General features: G+C 55.1%; 18 protein-coding genes, 1 tRNA gene and 1 pseudogene. 10 read left to right on the top strand and 10 right to left on the bottom strand.

Features of this window, described 5'->3' with window-relative positions:
- Positions 1–46 precede the first annotated feature (46 nt).
- Genes ACR0LN_RS03080 through ACR0LN_RS03070 form a run of 3 tightly spaced genes read right to left on the bottom strand, consistent with a single transcriptional unit; the run spans position 47 to position 2,756 of the window.
- Positions 47–1,366, bottom strand: a complete 1,320-nt coding sequence (locus ACR0LN_RS03080) for a TRAP transporter large permease (RefSeq protein ID WP_352988147.1) — start codon at positions 1,364–1,366, stop codon at positions 47–49.
- Positions 1,363–1,947, bottom strand: a complete 585-nt coding sequence (locus ACR0LN_RS03075; RefSeq protein WP_480427711.1) for a TRAP transporter small permease subunit — start codon at positions 1,945–1,947, stop codon at positions 1,363–1,365. Before ACR0LN_RS03075 ends, ACR0LN_RS03080 begins: the two co-directional genes overlap by 4 nt.
- A complete protein-coding gene (locus ACR0LN_RS03070; RefSeq protein WP_480427710.1) occupies positions 1,944–2,756 on the bottom strand; it encodes an N-formylglutamate amidohydrolase in 813 nt (270 codons plus the stop codon). The genes ACR0LN_RS03075 and ACR0LN_RS03070 overlap by 4 nt, the downstream gene beginning before the upstream one ends.
- Positions 2,757–2,864: 108 nt before the next feature.
- On the opposite strand from ACR0LN_RS03070, the gene ACR0LN_RS03065 reads away from it, so the two are divergent.
- A complete protein-coding gene (locus tag ACR0LN_RS03065; protein WP_480427708.1) occupies positions 2,865–3,725 on the top strand; it encodes a MurR/RpiR family transcriptional regulator in 861 nt (286 codons plus the stop codon).
- Positions 3,726–3,792: 67 nt separating this feature from the next.
- Positions 3,793–4,539: pseudogene (locus ACR0LN_RS03060) on the top strand (hypothetical protein); the annotation flags it as partial.
- 7 nt (positions 4,540–4,546) lie between these two features.
- Here the strand turns inward: ACR0LN_RS03060 and ACR0LN_RS03055 are convergent.
- On the bottom strand, positions 4,547–5,221 hold the full coding sequence (locus ACR0LN_RS03055; RefSeq protein ID WP_480427707.1) for a TIGR04283 family arsenosugar biosynthesis glycosyltransferase: 675 nt from the start codon (positions 5,219–5,221) through the stop codon (positions 4,547–4,549).
- Between the two features lie 73 nt (positions 5,222–5,294).
- Here ACR0LN_RS03055 and ygfZ point away from each other — a divergent pair, with 73 nt between their 5' ends.
- Both ygfZ and ACR0LN_RS03045 read left to right on the top strand, forming a co-directional pair.
- Positions 5,295–6,032, top strand: coding sequence for a CAF17-like 4Fe-4S cluster assembly/insertion protein YgfZ (gene ygfZ / locus ACR0LN_RS03050; protein WP_480428346.1), 738 nt, complete (start codon positions 5,295–5,297; stop codon positions 6,030–6,032).
- Between the two features lie 105 nt (positions 6,033–6,137).
- The gene (locus ACR0LN_RS03045) at positions 6,138–7,082 is read left to right on the top strand and encodes an ABC transporter transmembrane domain-containing protein (RefSeq protein WP_480427705.1); all 945 of its coding nucleotides are present in this window, start codon (positions 6,138–6,140) and stop codon (positions 7,080–7,082) included.
- Between the two features lie 58 nt (positions 7,083–7,140).
- On the opposite strand, the gene efp is transcribed toward ACR0LN_RS03045, so the two are convergent.
- Positions 7,141–7,704, bottom strand: coding sequence for an elongation factor P (gene efp / locus ACR0LN_RS03040; RefSeq protein ID WP_480427704.1), 564 nt, complete (start codon positions 7,702–7,704; stop codon positions 7,141–7,143).
- Between the two features lie 218 nt (positions 7,705–7,922).
- On the opposite strand from efp, the gene ACR0LN_RS03035 reads away from it, so the two are divergent.
- Complete coding sequence (locus tag ACR0LN_RS03035; protein WP_037310273.1) at positions 7,923–8,243, top strand: DUF6280 family protein; 321 nt, start codon at positions 7,923–7,925, stop codon at positions 8,241–8,243.
- A 67-nt stretch (positions 8,244–8,310) separates the two neighbouring features.
- Here the strand turns inward: ACR0LN_RS03035 and ACR0LN_RS03030 are convergent, their stop codons facing one another.
- On the bottom strand, positions 8,311–8,880 hold the full coding sequence (locus ACR0LN_RS03030) for a cobalamin biosynthesis protein CobQ (protein WP_480427703.1): 570 nt from the start codon (positions 8,878–8,880) through the stop codon (positions 8,311–8,313).
- A 60-nt stretch (positions 8,881–8,940) separates the two neighbouring features.
- Between ACR0LN_RS03030 and ACR0LN_RS03025 the strand changes: the two genes are divergently transcribed.
- Positions 8,941–10,398 (top strand): cobyric acid synthase, encoded by a 1,458-nt coding sequence (locus ACR0LN_RS03025; protein WP_480427702.1) that lies wholly within the window; start codon positions 8,941–8,943, stop codon positions 10,396–10,398.
- A gap of 3 nt (positions 10,399–10,401) precedes the next feature.
- On the opposite strand, the gene ACR0LN_RS03020 is transcribed toward ACR0LN_RS03025, so the two are convergent.
- The 3 genes from ACR0LN_RS03020 to ACR0LN_RS03010 all read right to left on the bottom strand — a co-directional run bounded on the left by ACR0LN_RS03020 (position 10,402) and on the right by ACR0LN_RS03010 (position 13,443).
- Entirely contained in the window at positions 10,402–11,199 is a 798-nt protein-coding gene (locus ACR0LN_RS03020; RefSeq protein WP_480427701.1) for a hypothetical protein, read from the bottom strand.
- Positions 11,200–11,274: 75 nt separating this feature from the next.
- A complete protein-coding gene (locus ACR0LN_RS03015; protein WP_480427700.1) occupies positions 11,275–12,693 on the bottom strand; it encodes a TolC family outer membrane protein in 1,419 nt (472 codons plus the stop codon).
- Between the two features lie 96 nt (positions 12,694–12,789).
- The gene (locus ACR0LN_RS03010) at positions 12,790–13,443 is read right to left on the bottom strand and encodes a protein-L-isoaspartate O-methyltransferase family protein (protein WP_480427699.1); all 654 of its coding nucleotides are present in this window, start codon (positions 13,441–13,443) and stop codon (positions 12,790–12,792) included.
- Positions 13,444–13,672: 229 nt separating this feature from the next.
- Between ACR0LN_RS03010 and ACR0LN_RS03005 the strand changes: the two genes are divergently transcribed.
- Both ACR0LN_RS03005 and ACR0LN_RS03000 read left to right on the top strand, forming a co-directional pair.
- Positions 13,673–13,746 (top strand) — tRNA-Cys (locus ACR0LN_RS03005).
- 83 nt (positions 13,747–13,829) lie between these two features.
- Positions 13,830–14,633: a site-specific integrase gene (locus ACR0LN_RS03000; protein WP_480427697.1), complete on the top strand. Its 804-nt coding sequence runs from the start codon at positions 13,830–13,832 to the stop codon at positions 14,631–14,633.
- A gap of 328 nt (positions 14,634–14,961) precedes the next feature.
- On the opposite strand, the gene ACR0LN_RS02995 is transcribed toward ACR0LN_RS03000, so the two are convergent.
- A complete protein-coding gene (locus ACR0LN_RS02995; RefSeq protein WP_480427696.1) occupies positions 14,962–15,753 on the bottom strand; it encodes a hypothetical protein in 792 nt (263 codons plus the stop codon).
- Positions 15,754–16,089: 336 nt separating this feature from the next.
- On the opposite strand from ACR0LN_RS02995, the gene ACR0LN_RS02990 reads away from it, so the two are divergent.
- Both ACR0LN_RS02990 and ACR0LN_RS02985 read left to right on the top strand, forming a co-directional pair.
- Positions 16,090–16,788: a hypothetical protein gene (locus ACR0LN_RS02990; RefSeq protein ID WP_480427695.1), complete on the top strand. Its 699-nt coding sequence runs from the start codon at positions 16,090–16,092 to the stop codon at positions 16,786–16,788.
- Between the two features lie 366 nt (positions 16,789–17,154).
- The gene (locus ACR0LN_RS02985; protein WP_480427694.1) at positions 17,155–17,799 is read left to right on the top strand and encodes a thermonuclease family protein; all 645 of its coding nucleotides are present in this window, start codon (positions 17,155–17,157) and stop codon (positions 17,797–17,799) included.
- The last annotated feature ends 576 nt before the right edge of the window (positions 17,800–18,375 follow it).

Raw genomic sequence — 18,375 nt, 5'->3', positions numbered from 1 at the left:
TTCCTCTCCGTTAAGGTTATCCGTGCCCTTTGGACGGGCATTCTTATTAATTTCCATAGACATAACCGGGCAGCCAAAGTGCGATTTCCGGGAATGCCATAATAATAATCAAGGCAAGCACCATCACGCCGACAAACGGAATGATCGAGCGGTAAATGTCTTTCAACCCAATCTCGGGCGGTGCCATCGCGCGCATCAGAAACAGGTTGTAGCCGAAGGGCGGCGTCATATAGGCGATCTGAGTGGTGATCGTATACAGCACCCCGTACCAGATCAGATCGAACCCCAACGCACCGACCAACGGTACGTAAAGCGGGGCCACGATCACCAGCATCGCGGTGTCGTCCAGAAACGTACCCATGACGATAAAGCTGAGTTGCATCAGGATAAGGATCATCCAGGGAGACAGGCCCAATTGCTCGGTAAACAGGTTCTCGATCGCTTTCACAGCGCCCAATCCGTCGAACACTGCGCCGAAACCCAGTGCCGCTAGGATAATCCACATGAACATGCAGGAAATCGCCAGCGTCTGCTTGGTGCAATCCTCGAATATTTTCCACGTCATCCGGCGTTTGACGACCGAAACAACCAGCGCTGTCAGCGCCCCAATGGCCGAGCTTTCCACCAACGATGTCCAGCCATTCACAAAGGGCACCATCATCGCCGCAAAGATGATCAGCGGCAGCGCCCCTGCCCCCAGCAGCCGAATTTTTTCGGACCACGGCACCTCATGCGCGTCTTCCATCGCGGGGCCAAGGTGCGGCTGAATGCGGCACCTTATCCAGATATACAGGATGAATAGCCCGGCCATCAGCAGGCCCGGAACGATGCCAGCCAACCACAGTTGCCCGACCGGTTGGCGGGCAATCATGGCGTAGAGTACCAGCACAACCGACGGCGGCACGAGGATGCCCAAACTGGAACCCGCCTGAATGACCCCGGTCACCATCGTTTTGTCATAGCCCCGCCGCAGCAGTTCCGGCAGAGCAATGGTTGCGCCGATCGCCATGCCTGCGACGCTTAGACCGTTCATGGCCGACACCAGCACCATCAGGCCAATCGTTCCAATCGCCAGCCCGCCATTCACCGGCCCCATCCAAACATGGAACATTCTATACAGATCATCAGCCAAGCGGCTTTCCGACAGCACATATCCCATGAAGATGAACATCGGCAGCGTCAGCAGCGGGTACCATTTCATCAGCTTCATCGCGGCTGAGAATGGGATGTCCTGCCCGCCCGTTCCCCACAGCGCCAGTGCCGCGATGGTGGCGACTGCACCAATCGCGCCAAAGACGCGCTGGCCGGTGAACAGCATCAGCATCATCAACGCGAACATGAAGATGGCGATAAATTCCTGGCTCATGCCCGCGCCACCCCGATCTCCTGCCCGTTAATCCGAGCTATGTCTTTGAAGAATTCCGATATCGCCTGCAGCAGCATCAGGAAAAAGCCGAACACCATGATGGCTTTGATCGGCCAGATATAGGGGCGCCACGCGGTGGATGATCGTTCCAGCCGACCGATCTCTTCGCTGCCTGTGATCAGGTCGATGAAATAAGAGAAAGGCTCATCGCCCCAATAGCCAAGGCTATAGGCGGTCGAGCCAAGCCCGCCGTAAAACAAAACGCCAAGATACAGGATCAGCATGATGACGGTAAAGGCGTCGAACCAGGCTTTCTTGCGTGGGCTCCAATTGTGGTAGAACAGGTCCATCCGCACGTTCGAGCCCAGTTGGATCGAATACGGCCCACCTACGATGTAATAGGTCACCATCGCGAACTGCGCCATTTCCAGCGTCCACAGCGATGGCAGGAAGAACGTTTTTGAGATCGAGGACCACAGCAGGATTCCCATCATCACAAAAAGGCCCCACATCATCACACGACCGATCCGGTAGTTGACCGCATCAACAACACGAACATATGCCGCCATCGCGCGGATCACGCCGCCTCGCCTTCCTGAAACGCGGTCAGAGTCTGGTTGATCCACTGCACCAGATATTCGGCCATTGCACGTTGTTGATCCGGTGTACGGATCAGATCGTTGCGCACCTCGATCATTACATTGGGCAATGCATTTGGATGGGCGTGCACGTCCAGAGTATGGGCAACACCATCCGTGGCAGAATAGGGCTCGTTCAGGCGGGTCACATATGGCGCGTTTACGGGTGCGGTTTCCATCATCGCCAATGCAAACCGATCGTCGCGCCCGTGCAAAACGCCCAGCTCAACCTCTCTGTGCTGCCCATGGTAGACCGGTGTGAAGCTGTGCATCGTCACCATCACTTTCAACGAGGACCGGTTTTGCGCGACTTCCTCCGAAAGAGCGCCCGAAAATGGAAGATACACATTCTCGATCCGGGATTGCCGCTCTTCTGGTGTCATCGAAATATTGGCGGGAATTTCAAACTGCTCGCTTTTGACGGGCATAGCGCCCGCAGCTTCGGGTGGACGATTGCAATCATAGACCAATCGCGAAACGCCGCCGTGAACCAACGGCGCAGACATAAGTTCCGCCATATGTTGTGCCACGCCCAGCGCGCCGGGGTCCCATGCGATGTGGCTTTGCCGCGCCTCGGCTGTCAGCCCCATGTCACCCAAAAAACCCGGGATGCGGTTCGACGCATGCTCACACACCAGCAATACCGAAGGTGCGCCATCCGCCTTTTCCGTATGAACAACAGTTCCGAAGTCCAATGTGCCGTCCTGCGATTCCGTGAAAGATATCTGTGGAAAAATTTTCACACGAAGCATTCACCTGTCAATAACTTTCCTGTATAAATCCAACCACACTTGATGGCAGTGAAAAATTTTTCACACAATCGCATAAAACCTAGTCGAGAGGACCTTTCAGTGCGGGTGATGGACAGGCTGCTGGCCCATAAGGATGAAATGACCCCGTCCGAGAGGCAGCTGATCAGCGTCCTTTTGGACGATTATCCAATCGCGGGCTTGGGAACCATTACAGAGCTGGCCGGCGCGGCCTCGGTTTCAACGACCACCGTGGCGCGGATGCTGCAGAAGACAGGTTTTGATGGCTATCCTCACTTCCAGGCCGCCCTACGCAGCGAAGTGAAAGAGATGATTTCGGACCCCATCGCCAAGCGTGATGTATGGCAAAATGACCTGCCCGAAGAGCACATCCTGAACCGCTATTCCCAGCAGGCGCTCGCCAATCAGAAGCGCACGATTGATGAGGTCGACCCCGCAGAGTTCGATAGTTTTTGCAGTCTCCTCAGTGACCCAGACCGTCGTATCTTTATCACCGGAGGGCGCATCACCGGCACGCTGGCGCAATACCTTTACCTGCACTTGCAGATGATCCGGCCAGATGTCCGGTTACTGCCCTTCGCGGCATCGTGGACTCATGATCTGCTGGATGTACGCAAAGGTGACGTGCTGATCGCGTTGGATGTTCGGCGTTATGAAAACTCGACCATGTTGATCGGGCAATTGTGCCAGGAACGCGGGGCAGAGGTTGTGCTGTTCACCGATCAGTGGCGTTCGCCTATTCATCGGCTGGCCAAGCACACTTTTGCGGCCCGGATTGCGGCACCTTCCGCGTGGGACTCGATGTCGGCCATTCTGATGCTTATGGAATGCGTGATCGCCGAAGTTCAGGAGCGCCTTTGGGATTCGGTCAAAGAGCGCACCGATGAGCTGGAACAGGCGTTTGACCGCACCAAGCTGTTCCGAAAATTCGGTCAAAGCACGGGCTCGTAACAGCAACACGGTACAACTGACCGTGAGGAGTGTTGCCAGCACGAATGTGCGCAGTCACTTTGGTGCCATGAATTTTGTGACCGAGAACCAACTGCCCCTTCTGATCCTGTTCTTTGTGGTGGGATCGATTGGAACCGCCTTTCTGTTCCGCAAACCGGCAGGCCACAGGGCGTGGAAGCTGGCCGATCTGGTCTGGGTGGTTCTGGGCGGCATCGGCGCGCTGGTGGCAGTGCTGGCAGGGCTTTACACCGCAGACAGTTCGCGACTGGACCGGCAGATCGACGTGGCCTATGCCGCGACGCTGGCCTTTGCCCGCGACGCTGCCCGGTTCCGGCTGCGCTTCTGTGACCCCGCTTATGACCCCGATACAGCCGTTCTGTGCGACAAGGTCGAGTTTCTGTCTGCCTCAACCGCCAGCAATGCTGACCTGCCCCTGTTCATCGCCGTGACCAATGAGGTCGCGCCGCTGCAAGGGCTGCATTTCCTGTTCGGACGGCAAGAACGGGACGAGGTGGACCAAATGGCTGCTAAGGCCGACGCGTTCAATATCGACCAGTTTCTGGTCTTCACCACGCTGGACGACGCAACGCAGGCTGCCATTGACAACATGCGCCGCAAGGTGCCCGCCATTGCAGGCGACTATTTGATACTGGCCCAAAGTTACGATGATCTGGTTGAACAGGTTGGGAAACTGAAAGACGAATGGGAATACCTGCAAGCGAATGCGCATATTCTGGTGTTGCAGATTGTTGCGCTGTGTCTGGTCAGCTTTGCGGCACCCTTCCGGCTGGGCAAGTCCATTGTCGAACTGCGAACGACCCTTAGCGCCGATAAGCCTGCGCCAGCCTCTCAGGATCAGCGCCCAGAAAATACCGCGTCAGTGTCCACAGATTCCGCGCCCCCCGACGCAACCACCCCGCCCGTGCATAGCGGTCCGCACTCGTGACGGCGCGGGTGTCCAGCAATGTAACACCGGGTAAACGACGCACCAAGGCCACATCCTCCATCAAAGGCTGATCCGGGTACCCCCCGACTTTTTCATAGAGGCGGCGCGGAACCAGCAGCCCCTGATCGCCGTATGGCAGCGCGAAAACCCGGCTGCGCAGGTTGGCCCAGCCTGCAACCCAACGCGGCCAGAACCCTTTGGCGCAAAAGGCCAAGTGAAAAGCGGCGGGTTTGCCCGAACGCATGTGTTCACCCACCTCCATGCTCCACCCCTCCTGCAACACAGTGTCGGCATGCAGGACCAGCAACCACTCGCCTTTGGCCTCGGAACATCCGCGGCGCAACTGCCCCCCGCGCGACGGCGCACCGGTGACGATCTTGGCCCCGGCCTCATCCGCGATTTCAAGCGTCACGTCGGTCGATCCACCATCGGTGACAATCAGTTCACGGATCAGGCCCGTATGCAGCCCTTCCATCAGGGCTGGCAACGACTCCGACAGGGCTTGGGCCGCATTCAGAGTCGGGATGACGATGCTGATCGGAGCTGACAATGCGGATACCCTCTGGTCATGGCGGCGCGAACTCCTATATCACGGGGCCGAGGGAAAAGACGAGGACCGCCCCATGCCCAATCGACGTATTCTGCGCCTGAGTGGCTCGGACACTGACAGCTTTCTGCAAGGATTGGTGACCAATGACATTGCCGGGCTGCAGAACGGGTTGGTTTACGCCGCGCTGCTGACCCCACAGGGCAAGTATTTGGCGGACTTCTTTTTGAAACGCGACGGCGACACGGTTCTGCTGGATGTTTCTGAGGGTATCGCAGACGGGTTCGTCAAACGGCTGAGCATGTATAAACTGCGCGCCGATGTTGCGATCGAGGACAGCGGACTGAACCTGCAACGCGGCACCGGCCCCGCGCCCGCGGGCGCCCTGCCCGATCCCCGACATGCGGAAATAGGCTGGCGGGCCTATACCACCGAACCCGAAAGCGACGATGGCACCGATTGGGACGCCATCCGCGTGCGCCACTGTATCCCTGAAACCGGCATCGAACTCACGCCCGACAGCTATATCCTGGAATCGGGTTTCGAAGGTTTGAACGGCGTCGATTTCAAAAAGGGCTGCTATGTTGGGCAGGAAGTCACCGCGCGGATGAAGCACAAGACCGAGTTGCGCAAAGGGCTGCGCAGCGTGCGGGTTGACGGCTCGGCGCCGGCCGGCACAGAAATCACGTCCGGCGGGAAACCAGCGGGCACACTGTATACTCAGTCAAATGGTCAGGGGATCGCGTATCTGCGTTTTGATCGCGCGACTGGAGACATGCAGGCTGCAGAAGCCACCGTGACACTCGAACCCTAATATGTTGCCAATCCGGCACGACTAACCATCGACCAATCGCTGCACTGTTTGAACCCGACATGTGGCGCTGCCACACTATGCACAGTTCAATGAACGGATGCACAAATGTTGAAATTGTATCGCGCGATCTGGCGCGTCAGTGCCGGGCGGCAGGTCATCCTTATCATCTTGTCCATCGCCATCGCAGCCCTTGCTGCGGTGCCGCTGGAGTTTCAACGCGATATCATCAACCACCTCACCTCGGACGACATAAGTACCGAGCGGCTTGTCTACCTGGGCACAGGCATGATGTCTGTCATCCTGCTGAGCCTGGCGCTGAAATGGCTGTTGGGATTTCGCGCGGGCACATTGGGCGAAGACATTATCCGATTGATCCGTCAGCGGCTATTGCTGCGATCGGCTGATTTGCATGAAACCGGTGAAACAGTGCGCAAAGGCACCATGACAACCGCTATCTCGGCCGAGGCCGAGGAACTGGGTAAATTTGCGGGCGGCGCGTTTTCTGATCCGGTTGTGCAGATCGGCACGTTGATCAGTGTGATCGGATATATCTCGGCAACGCAGCCGGGGCTGGGAATGATCGCCTTTTCCATGATCGTTCCCCAGATCGTTATCGTGCTGGTGTCCCAGCGCAAAGTGAACATCTTCGTCGCCGAACGTGTACGCATTCTACGCAGCGCGACCGACAAACTTACAATCGAAGATATAGACACTGCCGCACGCGACGTCGAAGCTCAGTTCGACGATATCTACAACACCCGCCGCCGCATGTTCTTGTGGAAGTTATCCGCCAAGTTTTTGCTGAGCGTCATCAACGGCGCAGGTACCGTCGGTGTCCTGATGCTGGGTGGGTATCTGGTTCTGAACGGGAAAACGGATGTCGGTACGGTGGTTGCTGCAACCAGTGGACTGGGGCGCATTCAAGGCCCCACAGCCTTTTTGATCGCATTCTATCGTCAAGTCAGCGCCAACCGCATCAAGTACGAACTGATGCTGGAACTGTTCGGCCCCAACCCGGAACGCTATCGGCAGGTGAAAAGCCGGCGTTAAAAAAAGACCGCAGGGCCTTTGCCGCTGCGGTCTTGAAACGCGTCCAACGGGCGTGACCTCACGCGCGTTCGGAATATTCCATGGTTTCGGTGTTCACAACGATCATTTCGTCCTGACCGATGAACGGCGGCACCATTACCTTGACGCCATTGTCCAGAATCGCCGGTTTGAACGAGTTCGCGGCGGTCTGACCTTTGACGACCGGCTCGGTCTCGACAATCTTGCAGGTCACCTTTTGCGGCAGCGTCGCATTCAGCGCCTCGCTTTCATAGAACTCGACCACGATGGTCATGCCGTCCTGCAGAAACGGGCGGCGTTCGCCCAGCAGGTCCGAAGGCAGTTCAATCTGCTCGTAAGTCTCGGAATCCATGAACACCAGCATACCATCGGATTCGTACAGGAACTGCTGATCCTTCTGCTCCAGACGTACGCGCTCGACCTTGTCCGCCGAACGGAACCGTTCGTTCAGTTTTGAGCCGTTGCGCAGGTTGCGCAGCTCGACTTGCGCAAAAGCGCCGCCTTTACCGGGCTTTACGTGATCTACTTTGACAGCGGCCCACAGCCCGTCGTTATGCTCAAGCACATTGCCGGGGCGAATTTCGTTCCCATTTATCTTGGGCATGACATAAATCCTTCACAAACGGTTGATGCGTCAGTTCCCGTCCCTATATCTGGCGGGACCACACCTGACAAGACAACGACACCTAGTGCTGCACTTGCAGCAAGCCATGCAAGTGACGCAACGCAACTATGCATTTTAGCTGTATCCGAATCACACCTAATAGGTCATAAGGACCCTCACGCCGAAAATGCAAGAGCAAGAACAACAAGGAAGACGAGATGAGAGATTTCGTTGACGGCACTGCCTTTAACAATGAGCAAGGCAATCGTGCACGCAAACTTTTCGCGGCCGTTGTGTTGGCTGCACTGGATGACGCTATCGCCGATGACAAGAAATACGGCAATGGCCCTGAACAAATCGCCCGTTGGGCACGTTCGCGCGATGGTCGCGAAGTGCTGTCCTGTGCGGGTATCGACCCGAACGAACGGGTTGTCAGCGGACTGATGGAGTTCGTAGGTCGTGGCGTGCGCACCTCGGTTGCGCTGTCGCGTGAAGAAAGCGAGCGTCGCAACGCCGCTCAGCAAGCTGAAGCCGCCTAATCTAAGGCGATTTCTGAAGGAAAAAGCGCGCTCCCGCACACCGGGGCGCGCTTTTCTTTTGGGCCGGTTAAAAGAACAAAAGCCATTGGCGCGCGACCCATAATTCGGCGGCCAATAGCAAGGCAAAGAACAGTTTGGCGGCTACCGACAGCCCTCTGTTCCACAGCACCACATAAGCCCCCACGCAGATCGCTACGGATATCGGCGCCACCCAAAGCGCATGGTGCGTACTGTCCCAATAGCTGATCGGGCTATGGAAAACCCAGTCGCTAAGCGGCCAGAACTGCGGACGTCCGTCGCCCGCATGCAGTATGAAATCCATAGCCAGATGCAACAGACCCGCAGACGCCATCACCGTCAGAAATCGCCACCCGCGCCAGAGGCCAAACGCCAAAGCCAGCCCCCATAGGATAAAGGAATTGTCGACGGCAAACACGGTCTGCCAGGCGGTCGAAAAATATAGCTCGTCAAACACTATCTGGGGCGGAATGTTCAGAACATATAGCGACACCCCAGCCATCACATAAAGAGACAGATCAGGCAGCAGAGATCCCAGTACCGCCGCCCAAAGGATCGGCCCCTTAGCTGGCCGCGCGAATGCGGCGGCACCGATCAAAAGATGCGAGGGCGTGTTCATCCGGGCTTTCCCTTTGTCCCCAAATCAGGTCATCTGCGCGTCAACGTATAGGAGACGACCATGGTTCGCGCCATCATGATTCAGGGCACTGGCAGCAATGTCGGGAAATCGGTTTTAGTGGCCGGGCTTGCGCGCGCCTATACGCGACGCGGGCTAAAGGTGGCTCCGTTCAAGCCGCAGAACATGTCGAACAACGCAGCCGTCACCGAAAACGGCGGAGAGATCGGTCGCGCGCAGGCCTTGCAGGCGCGTGCAGCCAAACGCCCCACTCACACGGATATGAACCCGATCCTGTTAAAGCCGGAGACCGACACCGGCGCGCAAGTCATCGTTCAGGGACAGCGCGCAGGCACCATGAAAGCGGGCGATTACCGCAAGGACAAATCGAAACTTCTCGGCGCTGCGTTAGAGAGCTTTGACCGCCTCTGCGCTGATGCCGATCTGATACTGATCGAAGGTGCGGGCAGCCCTGCCGAGACCAACCTGCGCAAGGGTGACATCGCCAACATGGGCTTTGCCTGTGCCGCCCAGGTGCCGGTGGTTTTGGTCGGTGACATTCACCGCGGTGGCGTGATCGCTCAGATCGTTGGAACTCAGGCGGTACTGGATGCAGGTGATCTCAAGATGATCAAAGGCTTTGCCGTCAACCGCTTCAAGGGCGATGTATCCCTATTTGACGAAGGGCGCGATGACATTGCCGCGCGCACCGGCTGGCCCTGTATGGGCGTTGTGCCTTGGTTCAACGACGCGTGGAAACTGCCTGCCGAAGATATGATGGACATCCGGTCCCACAGTGGTGGCGCCTGCAAGGTCGTCGTACCGCAACTGGAACGAATGGCCAATTTCGACGACCTCGACCCGCTGTCCGCCGAACCCGGTGTCACGGTCGAGATCATCCCGGCCGGACGCCCCCTGCCCGGAGATGCAGACCTCGTGCTGTTGCCCGGCAGCAAATCCACCATTGGTGATCTGGCGTATTTCCGGGCGCAGGGTTGGGACATCGACCTATACGCCCATGTCCGTCGCGGTGGCCATGTGCTGGGTTTGTGCGGCGGCTATCAGATGTTGGGTAAATCCATCGACGACCCGGACGGCGTCGATGGCCGTCCGGGGAAGGTTGAGGGCCTTGGCCTGCTGGACGTGACCACCATCATGGCAGGGAAAAAGCAGGTCACCTTGCGCACCGCGCGAACAGTTCCGACCGCCCTGCCTGTAACAGGGTATGAGATTCACATGGGTCGTACCGAAGGCCCCGACTGCTCTCGCGCTTGGCTTGAGATCGAGAACCGCCCGGAAGGCGCTGTCGATAAAACCGGGCGCATTCGCGGCAGCTATCTACACGGTATTTTCACATCCGACGCGTTTCGCGCCGACTATCTGACGCAACTGGGGGTTAAATCGGACCTGGCCTATGAAGACGGGGTAGAAGACACGTTGGACGCTCTGGCGGACCATCTTGAACAACACATGAATCTAGATCATCTGCTGGAACTGGCTCGTGAACCAAAGCGACCGTAAGGCTTAATCCAGTTTCTGCTCGGCCAGCGCCCGGTAGATCTCGCGCCTCACCATCTTACGGACATTGCGGGTTATGCGTTGGCCCAGCACACCTTGCAATTCCTCCCGCACGACCTGAGCAATCAGACTGCGCAGCATATCCTCATCTAAGGTCAACGACGCGGTCTTTACCTTACCATCATCAGACAACGGTTCCTCGGCAAGGTTGGGTTTCTCTGCAGGGGCTTGGCGAGGGCTTCTGACAAATGTCGCAACCGGGGCAGGTTCAGGCTCCTGCTCCACGGGTGCTTTTTCAACTTCCGAACTTCTGGCACCCGCGTTTTTGGAATCGATCAGGGCAAACTCTTCCTCGGCCCCCCAGACCAAAGTCGCATTTGGCGTTCCAGCATATTCGTCGTCACTGTCGCCGTCCGGCTCCCACTGATCTTCGGTTTTGGCGATTGCGGTTTCCAAAGCCTCGATTTTAGCACTCAGACTTTCAACCGGATCGCTTTTCGGCGCGGGGTGAGGCTGCTGCGCGCTTGACGGTTCCGCGTGCCGTACGATGTCGCAGGCTTTTAGGACCATCGGTTTCACCGAATCCTCAATATGGTACAACGCTTCGCCCCTTGAGGAATGTGTAGGTTCCTCGACACGCACGTCATCGCCAACCCGCAGTGCATCAGTCAAAACCAATCTGCCGGGTTTTCGTGCAATGATCGTCGATTGCACGGTCTCTGGTTTTCGATTGTCTTCGTTCACCAAACGCTTGATCGAGGACAAGACGTCCTCGATTCCGGTTCGTACGACTTTATCCGTCATTGCTCTCTACCGCTCTATCCTCAAGAGCGAGTTTAGCCAAACAAGCCGGACCTCACAACAGGTAGTGTTGACGCTCTAGTCCCGGCGCAATGCTTTGAGGACGCGATCCAGATCCTTGCTTTGCTTACTGACCCGAGCCGGAGCCTTCTTCACCAGGTTGTAGTACAGGGTCGGGTCATAGATCTGCACGGCCAGCCCCAGACGTTCTGCTGTCAACAATCCTTGGGCCTGCAGCAACTGATACGCGGACCGTGAGCGTTCAACGCGCGATCTGACTTCAGCCAGCTGCGCATCCAGCAAGTCCTGCTGAGCATTCAAAACATCCAGCGTTGTCCGCGCCCCAAGTGTTGCCTCCTCCCGGATACCATCAAAGGCAACCTGCGAAGCTCGGACCCGCTCGGTTGAAGCCCTCAGGCTGGCTGAAGCGGCCTGAAAAGAAGAATAAGCGTCAACAACACCCTGAGTGATGTTCTTCTGAACATTTAGAAGGTTGGCACGCGATGCGTCCCGAGTCGCCATGGACCGACGCACGTTGGCAGCCAATCGGCCGCCGGCATAAATCGGCTGATTGAAACGAAGCTCTATGGATGCATCTTCAAGGCTATCATCATTGTCATAGCTTTCACGTATACCTGCATCCGCATTCAAACTGACATTTGGACCCAGATTCGCACGCTGCTGCTGAACCCGCAGATCGAAAGAACGCACCTCGTGCTGCGCCGATAGAATGGCTGGATGATTTCGCTGAGCCAGTGCAACAGCCTCACCTTCAGACCGCGGCAGGTTGGGTAGTGCAGGAAAGCCCCCCGTACGTCCGGGCGCCTTGCCGACCGCATTCACATATTCGGCCTGTGCTTGCACAAGAAACCCGCGTTCGACCGCCAGATCCGCTTGGGAACTGGCAAGCTGAGCCTCGGAAAGTGCGACATCGGTACGGGTTACTTCCCCGACTTCGAAACGATCCTGAGAGGCCCGGAGCTCCTCGGCCGATACTTCGACGTTGTTCGTCCTGATCTGGACTGCTTCTTCTTGCTCCAAAACCAGAAAATAAGCGTTGGCGGCACGGAACAGAACGGACTGTTCAATATCGAGCAGGGTTTGCCGCGTCGACAAAACGATTTCCTGCGCCGACTGCTTGCCTAACACCGAAAAGCCGCCATCGTAGATCAACTGGCTTAGCGTTAGCCCGGTAAAAAATTCACTTGGCTCATCTCTGGCCACGCCTGTAGATGTAGAGGATCGTCTGTAGTCTTGGCTGACGGTCACGGCCCAGTTGATGATCGGGCGTAGTGCCGACAGTGCAATTGCAACGTCTTCATCAGCCGCACGCAGCAGCGCCCGGTTCTGTTCCAGCAAACCACTTGTGTTGTAAGCTCCAATAAAAGCATCCGTCAGATTATCCGCCCAAGCGGCACGACCGGGCATTGCACTCAGCGCTATCCCCGCCGTTAATGCCAACGCCTTCACAAACTTCGCACCCGTTCTTACACGCATTACGAAATCCTTCTCAAACCAAAATTACACTGCTCTGGGCGCAGTTTGCGCGTATGTTTTCAACTAATCAAGGCAGCTTTAGAATATGCGCAGGAACTATAGCGAAAATGCACACTCTGTGCGAAATGTCTGCAAAATCGGGGCGTTGGCGTTAAATGCGTGACGCCATGTAACTCTGCCGCCAGATTTGTGTCCGATCCGAACTATGCCCAGTTCACCCTCGACGAACAGGCATGCAATGCGACCGTGATCCTTCAGTTGCGCAATCAATTCGTCAGGGACCTGCTCCACCCCGCCCTGAACCATGATGACGTCATAGGGGCCGTGCTCGGTCGCGCCTTGTTGAAGAGGTCCCACATGCACGATCGCATTGTCGGCGTCCGCCTCCATCAGGATTGTCTGCGCCTCGGCGGCCAATTCTTCATCTTCCTCAACAGCAACCACCAGCTGCGCCATGCGCGCCGCAACTGCGGTGGAATACCCCAGCGCCGGTGCAATATCCAAAACCACCTCGTCGTTCGAGATGTTCAGGATATCCAGCATCTTTGCCAGGGTCCGCGGTTCAAGCAGATAACGCCCGTTTCCAAGGTCAATCACACCCTCGGCATAAGCAGTCTCGCGCTGCGCGTCCGGCACAAAATTCTCGCGCTTAACAGTGAGCATAGCGTCAATGATGGGAAACTTCGTAACATCCGAGGGTCGAACTTGTGTATCAACCATCGTGCGGCGCCGAGTTGCGAAATCTGTCATTGGATCGCTCACTTTTAATCCCAAGTATGTCCGGCTTGTGCCATATCCGGACGAAACCAGCAACGGCCCTGACGTGGAAAGTTCTATCGGATAGCAAGAACTTGGGACGGCATTGCGCCGCACACCAAAAGTAGATCGAGGTTTTTTACGCCCCACCTACTGGACGCCCCAAAAGAAAGGTGTTAAAACCCCTGCCACACCACGGCAAGTATTTGATATTACTTGAAAAGGCGAGTTGGCGGAGTGGTGACGCAGCGGATTGCAAATCCGTGTACACCGGTTCGATTCCGGTACTCGCCTCCAATCCTCAAGCCGTTGATACGGCTGCGGAAAATGAAACGAAAGGCTACCAACCATCCGTGTACACGGATTTTGAGGGTATGCCTGTGAAGATTAAGCACGCAATCGACCGTTACAAGACCGACCACCTGTCCACAATCAAGACGGGTGCGGAACGCTACACCCAACTGTCTCGCATCCTGCAAGACCATATGGAAACCGACGTTTCATCCATCACGAATGGTGATCTGTCGGACCTGCTGTCGAAGTGGAAAACCGCCACGCGGAATCGGTATCGATCCGCTCTGACCCATTTCTGGCGGTACTGTCGCGCAAACGACTGGACCGGGCTGCATCCGACCATGATGCCAGCACGTGAGGCACCACGCGATGCGGTTCTGTCTCTGGGCCAGCTACGGGCCTTGTACGATGCCGCACCCTATCAGGGCCAAGCGTGGGCGCAGTTCCTTCGGTTGCTCATTCTGACCGGGCAACGAGAGTCGGACCTGAAGCGGTTCTGTCCCAATCGGTTGCAAGGTCAGGACATGCACCTACCGACGTCTAAAAACGGCACCAGCCACATCGTACCGTTGGCGCCACGGGCGTTTGTGCTGGGTGGCATGATGCCGAATATGTTTGCTGAGTTTGCCACCACGGCACACGTCAAAAAACGCTGGTTTCAGTCCGCATTCATCCCGTGCAAACAGTACCAGCTACGCGACATAAGGCGGTCGTTCGCCACGCATCTGGCCGATGACGGGCAGGATGAAAACGACATTGATCGGATCTTGAACCATCAGGCCGCATCGACCCGCCTTGGCGTTGCTCGGACCTACAATCGTTCGCGCCGCCTCACGCAGCGACGGGCCATCATGGGCCGCTGGGAAGCGTTGTTGTTTCCAACTGGTTAACCACCCGTTGTCCCCAGTAATTTTAAGTTATCCACAAAAGTGACGCTGGACCATGAGTCTTGCAACGTACAGACTGGGTCCATGGGCAGTTATGCTCTGGACCTGATCGACGTTATCACCGTTTTAGGAACGATAGCTTCGATTGCAGGATTGGTCGTCACGCTGCGAAAACTTCGCGACAAGTAGCAGCGCAACGACCCAAGCCGTGCTGATCTAACAGCACATAACTAAATCGAGCAGACGGACACTGGTTACAGTGTCCGTCATGACTCACACTAGCCACAGCTTCACATCGGCATCAAGTGGGGCGCAAATCTTAAGGCTAGATTTAGTACGGAATTAACCCAGCTGCTCTAAGTACCGAAACCGATTGCGTCCAAATAATAAACAAGATCAGCAGAACGGACAAAAAATAGAGGAAGGACGCGAACAGAATTGACCATGGATTTTCCTGCGCAGAAAGTTCGTATGCGGCACTAGACCCACGTTGCACCACTTGCACATTGTCAAGTTTAGTTTGATCATCTTTCATTTGCTCATGAAAAGGTTTCGAAGCCTTCTTCCACGCTAAAAAAATTTGGCTCAGCATTTGATGCACACCAAGGTCTGACAGAGATTTTCCCTCCTTCACAGCTTGCAACCTCAAGGTCCAAAAGAAAGCCCAATCAACTAGGTCTTGTGTTGGAGTTTCGAAAAAATTCTTGTTTCTTTCATTAACATACTCTTCCTTCGACATTTGCTTGACAAGTTCTGGCGCACGAACCTGGTAAGCCAGGTTAGCTAGAACCGCGCATAGCGAGGCAAGAAACGCCCAAGCCCATACTAACGGTAAATTGGGATCGACCGATTGAAGTCCTGTTTCCGCGGAAAGCAACATTTCAACTGATAAGTTTGGACTAACCTCAATCGCTCGTTCAACTTCAATGCGTCGAAGAACAAAGTACTCGTTGTAAGATGAAATGGCTCCACGTGCGGTTGGCCACAAAGCGGCGAGAAAGGGAACAAAAAGCAACATGAAGTATGATGCTCTTGTAAGAATTGTAAGTTCGCCAAGCGTACGCGCAAATTCCCAATTCAAAACTACCTTAAGGGCTTTGAATTTCTTCCAAAAAGCTATCATGACTTCATCACCAGTTGAATTGGCTAAGCCTTAGTTTGGAAAGAGTAATTTGCCAACCCCCCATTGACCAGCGGGGCGATAATATCGGTTGACTTGCGCGTGAACAAAAATAGAACATATCATCATGAAAAAATGGCCCCGAACTATTCCCTACGACTTACGATGCCGACTGGAGTCGCTGCACGAGTATCGCAGCGCACCAAGCATCCAGACGCAATGGGGTGAAGTACTACAATGGCTGGAAAAGCACGGGGTGGAACCGCCAGATCATGCTTTACCGACAGAACCAGAACTGCGCGGTCCAGTTGGGCATAGTTGATTGGCTGATACCCGTTGGTGTATTTTCGTCAGCTTTTGTATACCTGCCGCATGGAGAAAGCGAAGACATGCTCGAAGTGCGGCGAAGCCAAACCTCTGGTACACGGTCGTCAGTGCCAAGACTGTAGAAATCAAATTGCTAGAAACCGTAGGCGGGCCAAAGCGGCGACGAAGCCCAAACCTATCTGCGAAGTCTGCGGCTGCGAGTTTGAAAAAACAGGAAATAACCAAAAAATCTGTAATTCCGACGCCTGCAAAAAGGCACAGATGAGGGAGTTTCAAGCGGACTTTAGGAAAACAGAGAAATACAGTTCTTGGTACGCTGATTTTTATGGGACAGGTTTGCCACCCGGAGCCGCAAAAGTGGCGGCTGCTGAAAGAGCTGCAAGCATGACGCCCGAAGAAATACGGGAACGCTACAACAAGTACGCTAAGAAGTGGCGCGAAAGTAACCGCCATACCTTTAACGCTAAAGCTGCCCGTCGCCGAGCGGCAGTTCGCGACGCAATCCCACCCTGGCTGAACGATGAACATCATGCTCAGATCGCAGAGTTTTACGCCGAGGCTCAGCGTTTGTCAGAAGTCACAGGTATCCCTCACGAAGTAGATCATATTTGTCCATTGGTGAACGACAACATCTGCGGCTTGCACGTGCCTTGGAACCTCAGTGTCCTTCCGATGGCCGACAACCGCTCCAAAGGTAATAAGATAGAATAGGTAAGCCTTTGGCTTTTCGCTCAACGCCAGCAACAAAAGAATGGCCAAGCAGTGGGCTTTGCCTTCTCGCTAGCCCGGCCTAACTACCTAACGTGTGTTGTACCACCAACACTCAGCCCCACCGGAGTTTCAGCTACGCTGCTGGTCCCCGGCAGCTAGCCAGCAAAGCCGGTGGGGCTTACTACTCTATCAATGTCTTCCCCCGTCTTAGTTGCGTCCCTAGTTCGGGCCGAGTTAGTCAACTGTTTTTCTTAATTTTTGGCAGTAACTAGAAACCTTTTGACCCAAAATCGAAAGCAATCAGGCCGACCCCAATCCTAAATCTACCAAATCTTGCAGTTGTTTAGCGTTGGGATTGTTGTGCCTATGGAACTAATTGTTTTGATCGTTATATTTGGCGGATTGTTGATTAAGGTCACTGGTTCAAGTCGGTCTATAGGTCGCTCCGTTGGAAGTGCAGTTGGTCGTTCCAGCCGGAGAAAAACCTCCCAAAAGCCAACAGTTCAACCGACTAAACAACGAACTGTTCTAAAACCAGTAATTCGACCTAACAATCGGCGACCCATCCAAAAGCCAGCATATTCAATCCCAGCAATGCCAAAGAGCATGATGCTGCATGGGCGTGCCTATGTGATTGATGGAGACACGATACGAATAAATGGAACAAAAATTCGTTTGGCTGGAATTGATGCTCCAGAATTGGACATGCCATATGGCCAAAAATCGAAATGGGCGATGGTCAACATCTGCAAGGGACAGATCATCACCGCAGAACTTGATGGGGAAAGGTCTTATGATCGACTTGTAGGTACATGCTATCTACCCGATGGTCGCGACATAGGTGCAGAATTAATCAAACAAGGATTGGCTCTTGATTTGCCAGAATTTTCTCGTGGCAAGTATCGCCATTTAGAGCCAAATGGAGTGCGGCGAAGATTGGCAAACGGCCAGTTCGGGCATGCTTCAATCCACATTCGACAGCAGACGACGATAAAGGTGAGACGTAACTGAAACCTTGCCGCAACGCACCGTCGCTACAACTGCAATGGGGAGAGGTGCTGGAATGATTGGAAAAGCACGGGGTGGAAACACCCGATAAGACTTTACCGACCGAACCAGATTAAAAGGTCCGGTCGGCAACTGGTTACAGAAAACTCGTTACCCCCTCATCCCCCAAAAACCCGCATTGTTCGGAGGGAAACCAATTGAACGACGCGGGCTTTAGTATTGGGATAAATGTGTTACGCGTCCGACTGACAGGCGGATCATTCATGTCGCAGTAAGGTCGCCCAGCTCACAAACCTAGAAAATCGCAATGATTGACTTCGCAATTAGTTACTATTGCTAAACGCCTAGTTTCAAACAAACCTCAAAAACGCCTTACCTACTGGTCCATCGCCAATTGGGAGTTTTCTAGATCCCGTTTATGTTTGCGAAAAATTCTTGTCAGAGACTGGACAGAAACCAACACCCCAGACCAATGGTTTTCGTTAGCTTGTCAACGGCGGTGAGAAAGTCTGCCATTGGGCGGAGCAAAAGTCGTCCACTGTTTGGGTTACCGGCGCCTTGGCAAACGCGCTCCCAAAT

The sequence above is a fragment of the Ruegeria sp. AA6 genome, assembly GCF_056542865.1.
Note: the sequence above shows the minus strand (reverse complement) of the source record. Positions and strands in the feature narration are given on the sequence as shown.

Coding starts and splice junctions, on each gene's coding strand:
- ACR0LN_RS03080 (WP_352988147.1), bottom strand. CDS start 1,366: ATGAGCCAGGAATTTATCGCCATCTTCATGTTCGCGTTGATGATGCTG.
- ACR0LN_RS03070 (WP_480427710.1), bottom strand. CDS start 2,756: ATGCTTCGTGTGAAAATTTTTCCACAGATATCTTTCACGGAATCGCAG.
- ACR0LN_RS03065 (WP_480427708.1), top strand. CDS start 2,865: ATGGACAGGCTGCTGGCCCATAAGGATGAAATGACCCCGTCCGAGAGG.
- ygfZ (WP_480428346.1), top strand. CDS start 5,295: ATGCCCAATCGACGTATTCTGCGCCTGAGTGGCTCGGACACTGACAGC.
- ACR0LN_RS03045 (WP_480427705.1), top strand. CDS start 6,138: ATGTTGAAATTGTATCGCGCGATCTGGCGCGTCAGTGCCGGGCGGCAG.
- efp (WP_480427704.1), bottom strand. CDS start 7,704: ATGCCCAAGATAAATGGGAACGAAATTCGCCCCGGCAATGTGCTTGAG.
- ACR0LN_RS03035 (WP_037310273.1), top strand. CDS start 7,923: ATGAGAGATTTCGTTGACGGCACTGCCTTTAACAATGAGCAAGGCAAT.
- ACR0LN_RS03030 (WP_480427703.1), bottom strand. CDS start 8,880: ATGAACACGCCCTCGCATCTTTTGATCGGTGCCGCCGCATTCGCGCGG.
- ACR0LN_RS03025 (WP_480427702.1), top strand. CDS start 8,941: ATGGTTCGCGCCATCATGATTCAGGGCACTGGCAGCAATGTCGGGAAA.
- ACR0LN_RS03020 (WP_480427701.1), bottom strand. CDS start 11,199: ATGACGGATAAAGTCGTACGAACCGGAATCGAGGACGTCTTGTCCTCG.
- ACR0LN_RS03015 (WP_480427700.1), bottom strand. CDS start 12,693: ATGCGTGTAAGAACGGGTGCGAAGTTTGTGAAGGCGTTGGCATTAACG.
- ACR0LN_RS03010 (WP_480427699.1), bottom strand. CDS start 13,443: ATGACAGATTTCGCAACTCGGCGCCGCACGATGGTTGATACACAAGTT.
- ACR0LN_RS02995 (WP_480427696.1), bottom strand. CDS start 15,753: ATGATAGCTTTTTGGAAGAAATTCAAAGCCCTTAAGGTAGTTTTGAAT.
- ACR0LN_RS02985 (WP_480427694.1), top strand. CDS start 17,155: ATGGAACTAATTGTTTTGATCGTTATATTTGGCGGATTGTTGATTAAG.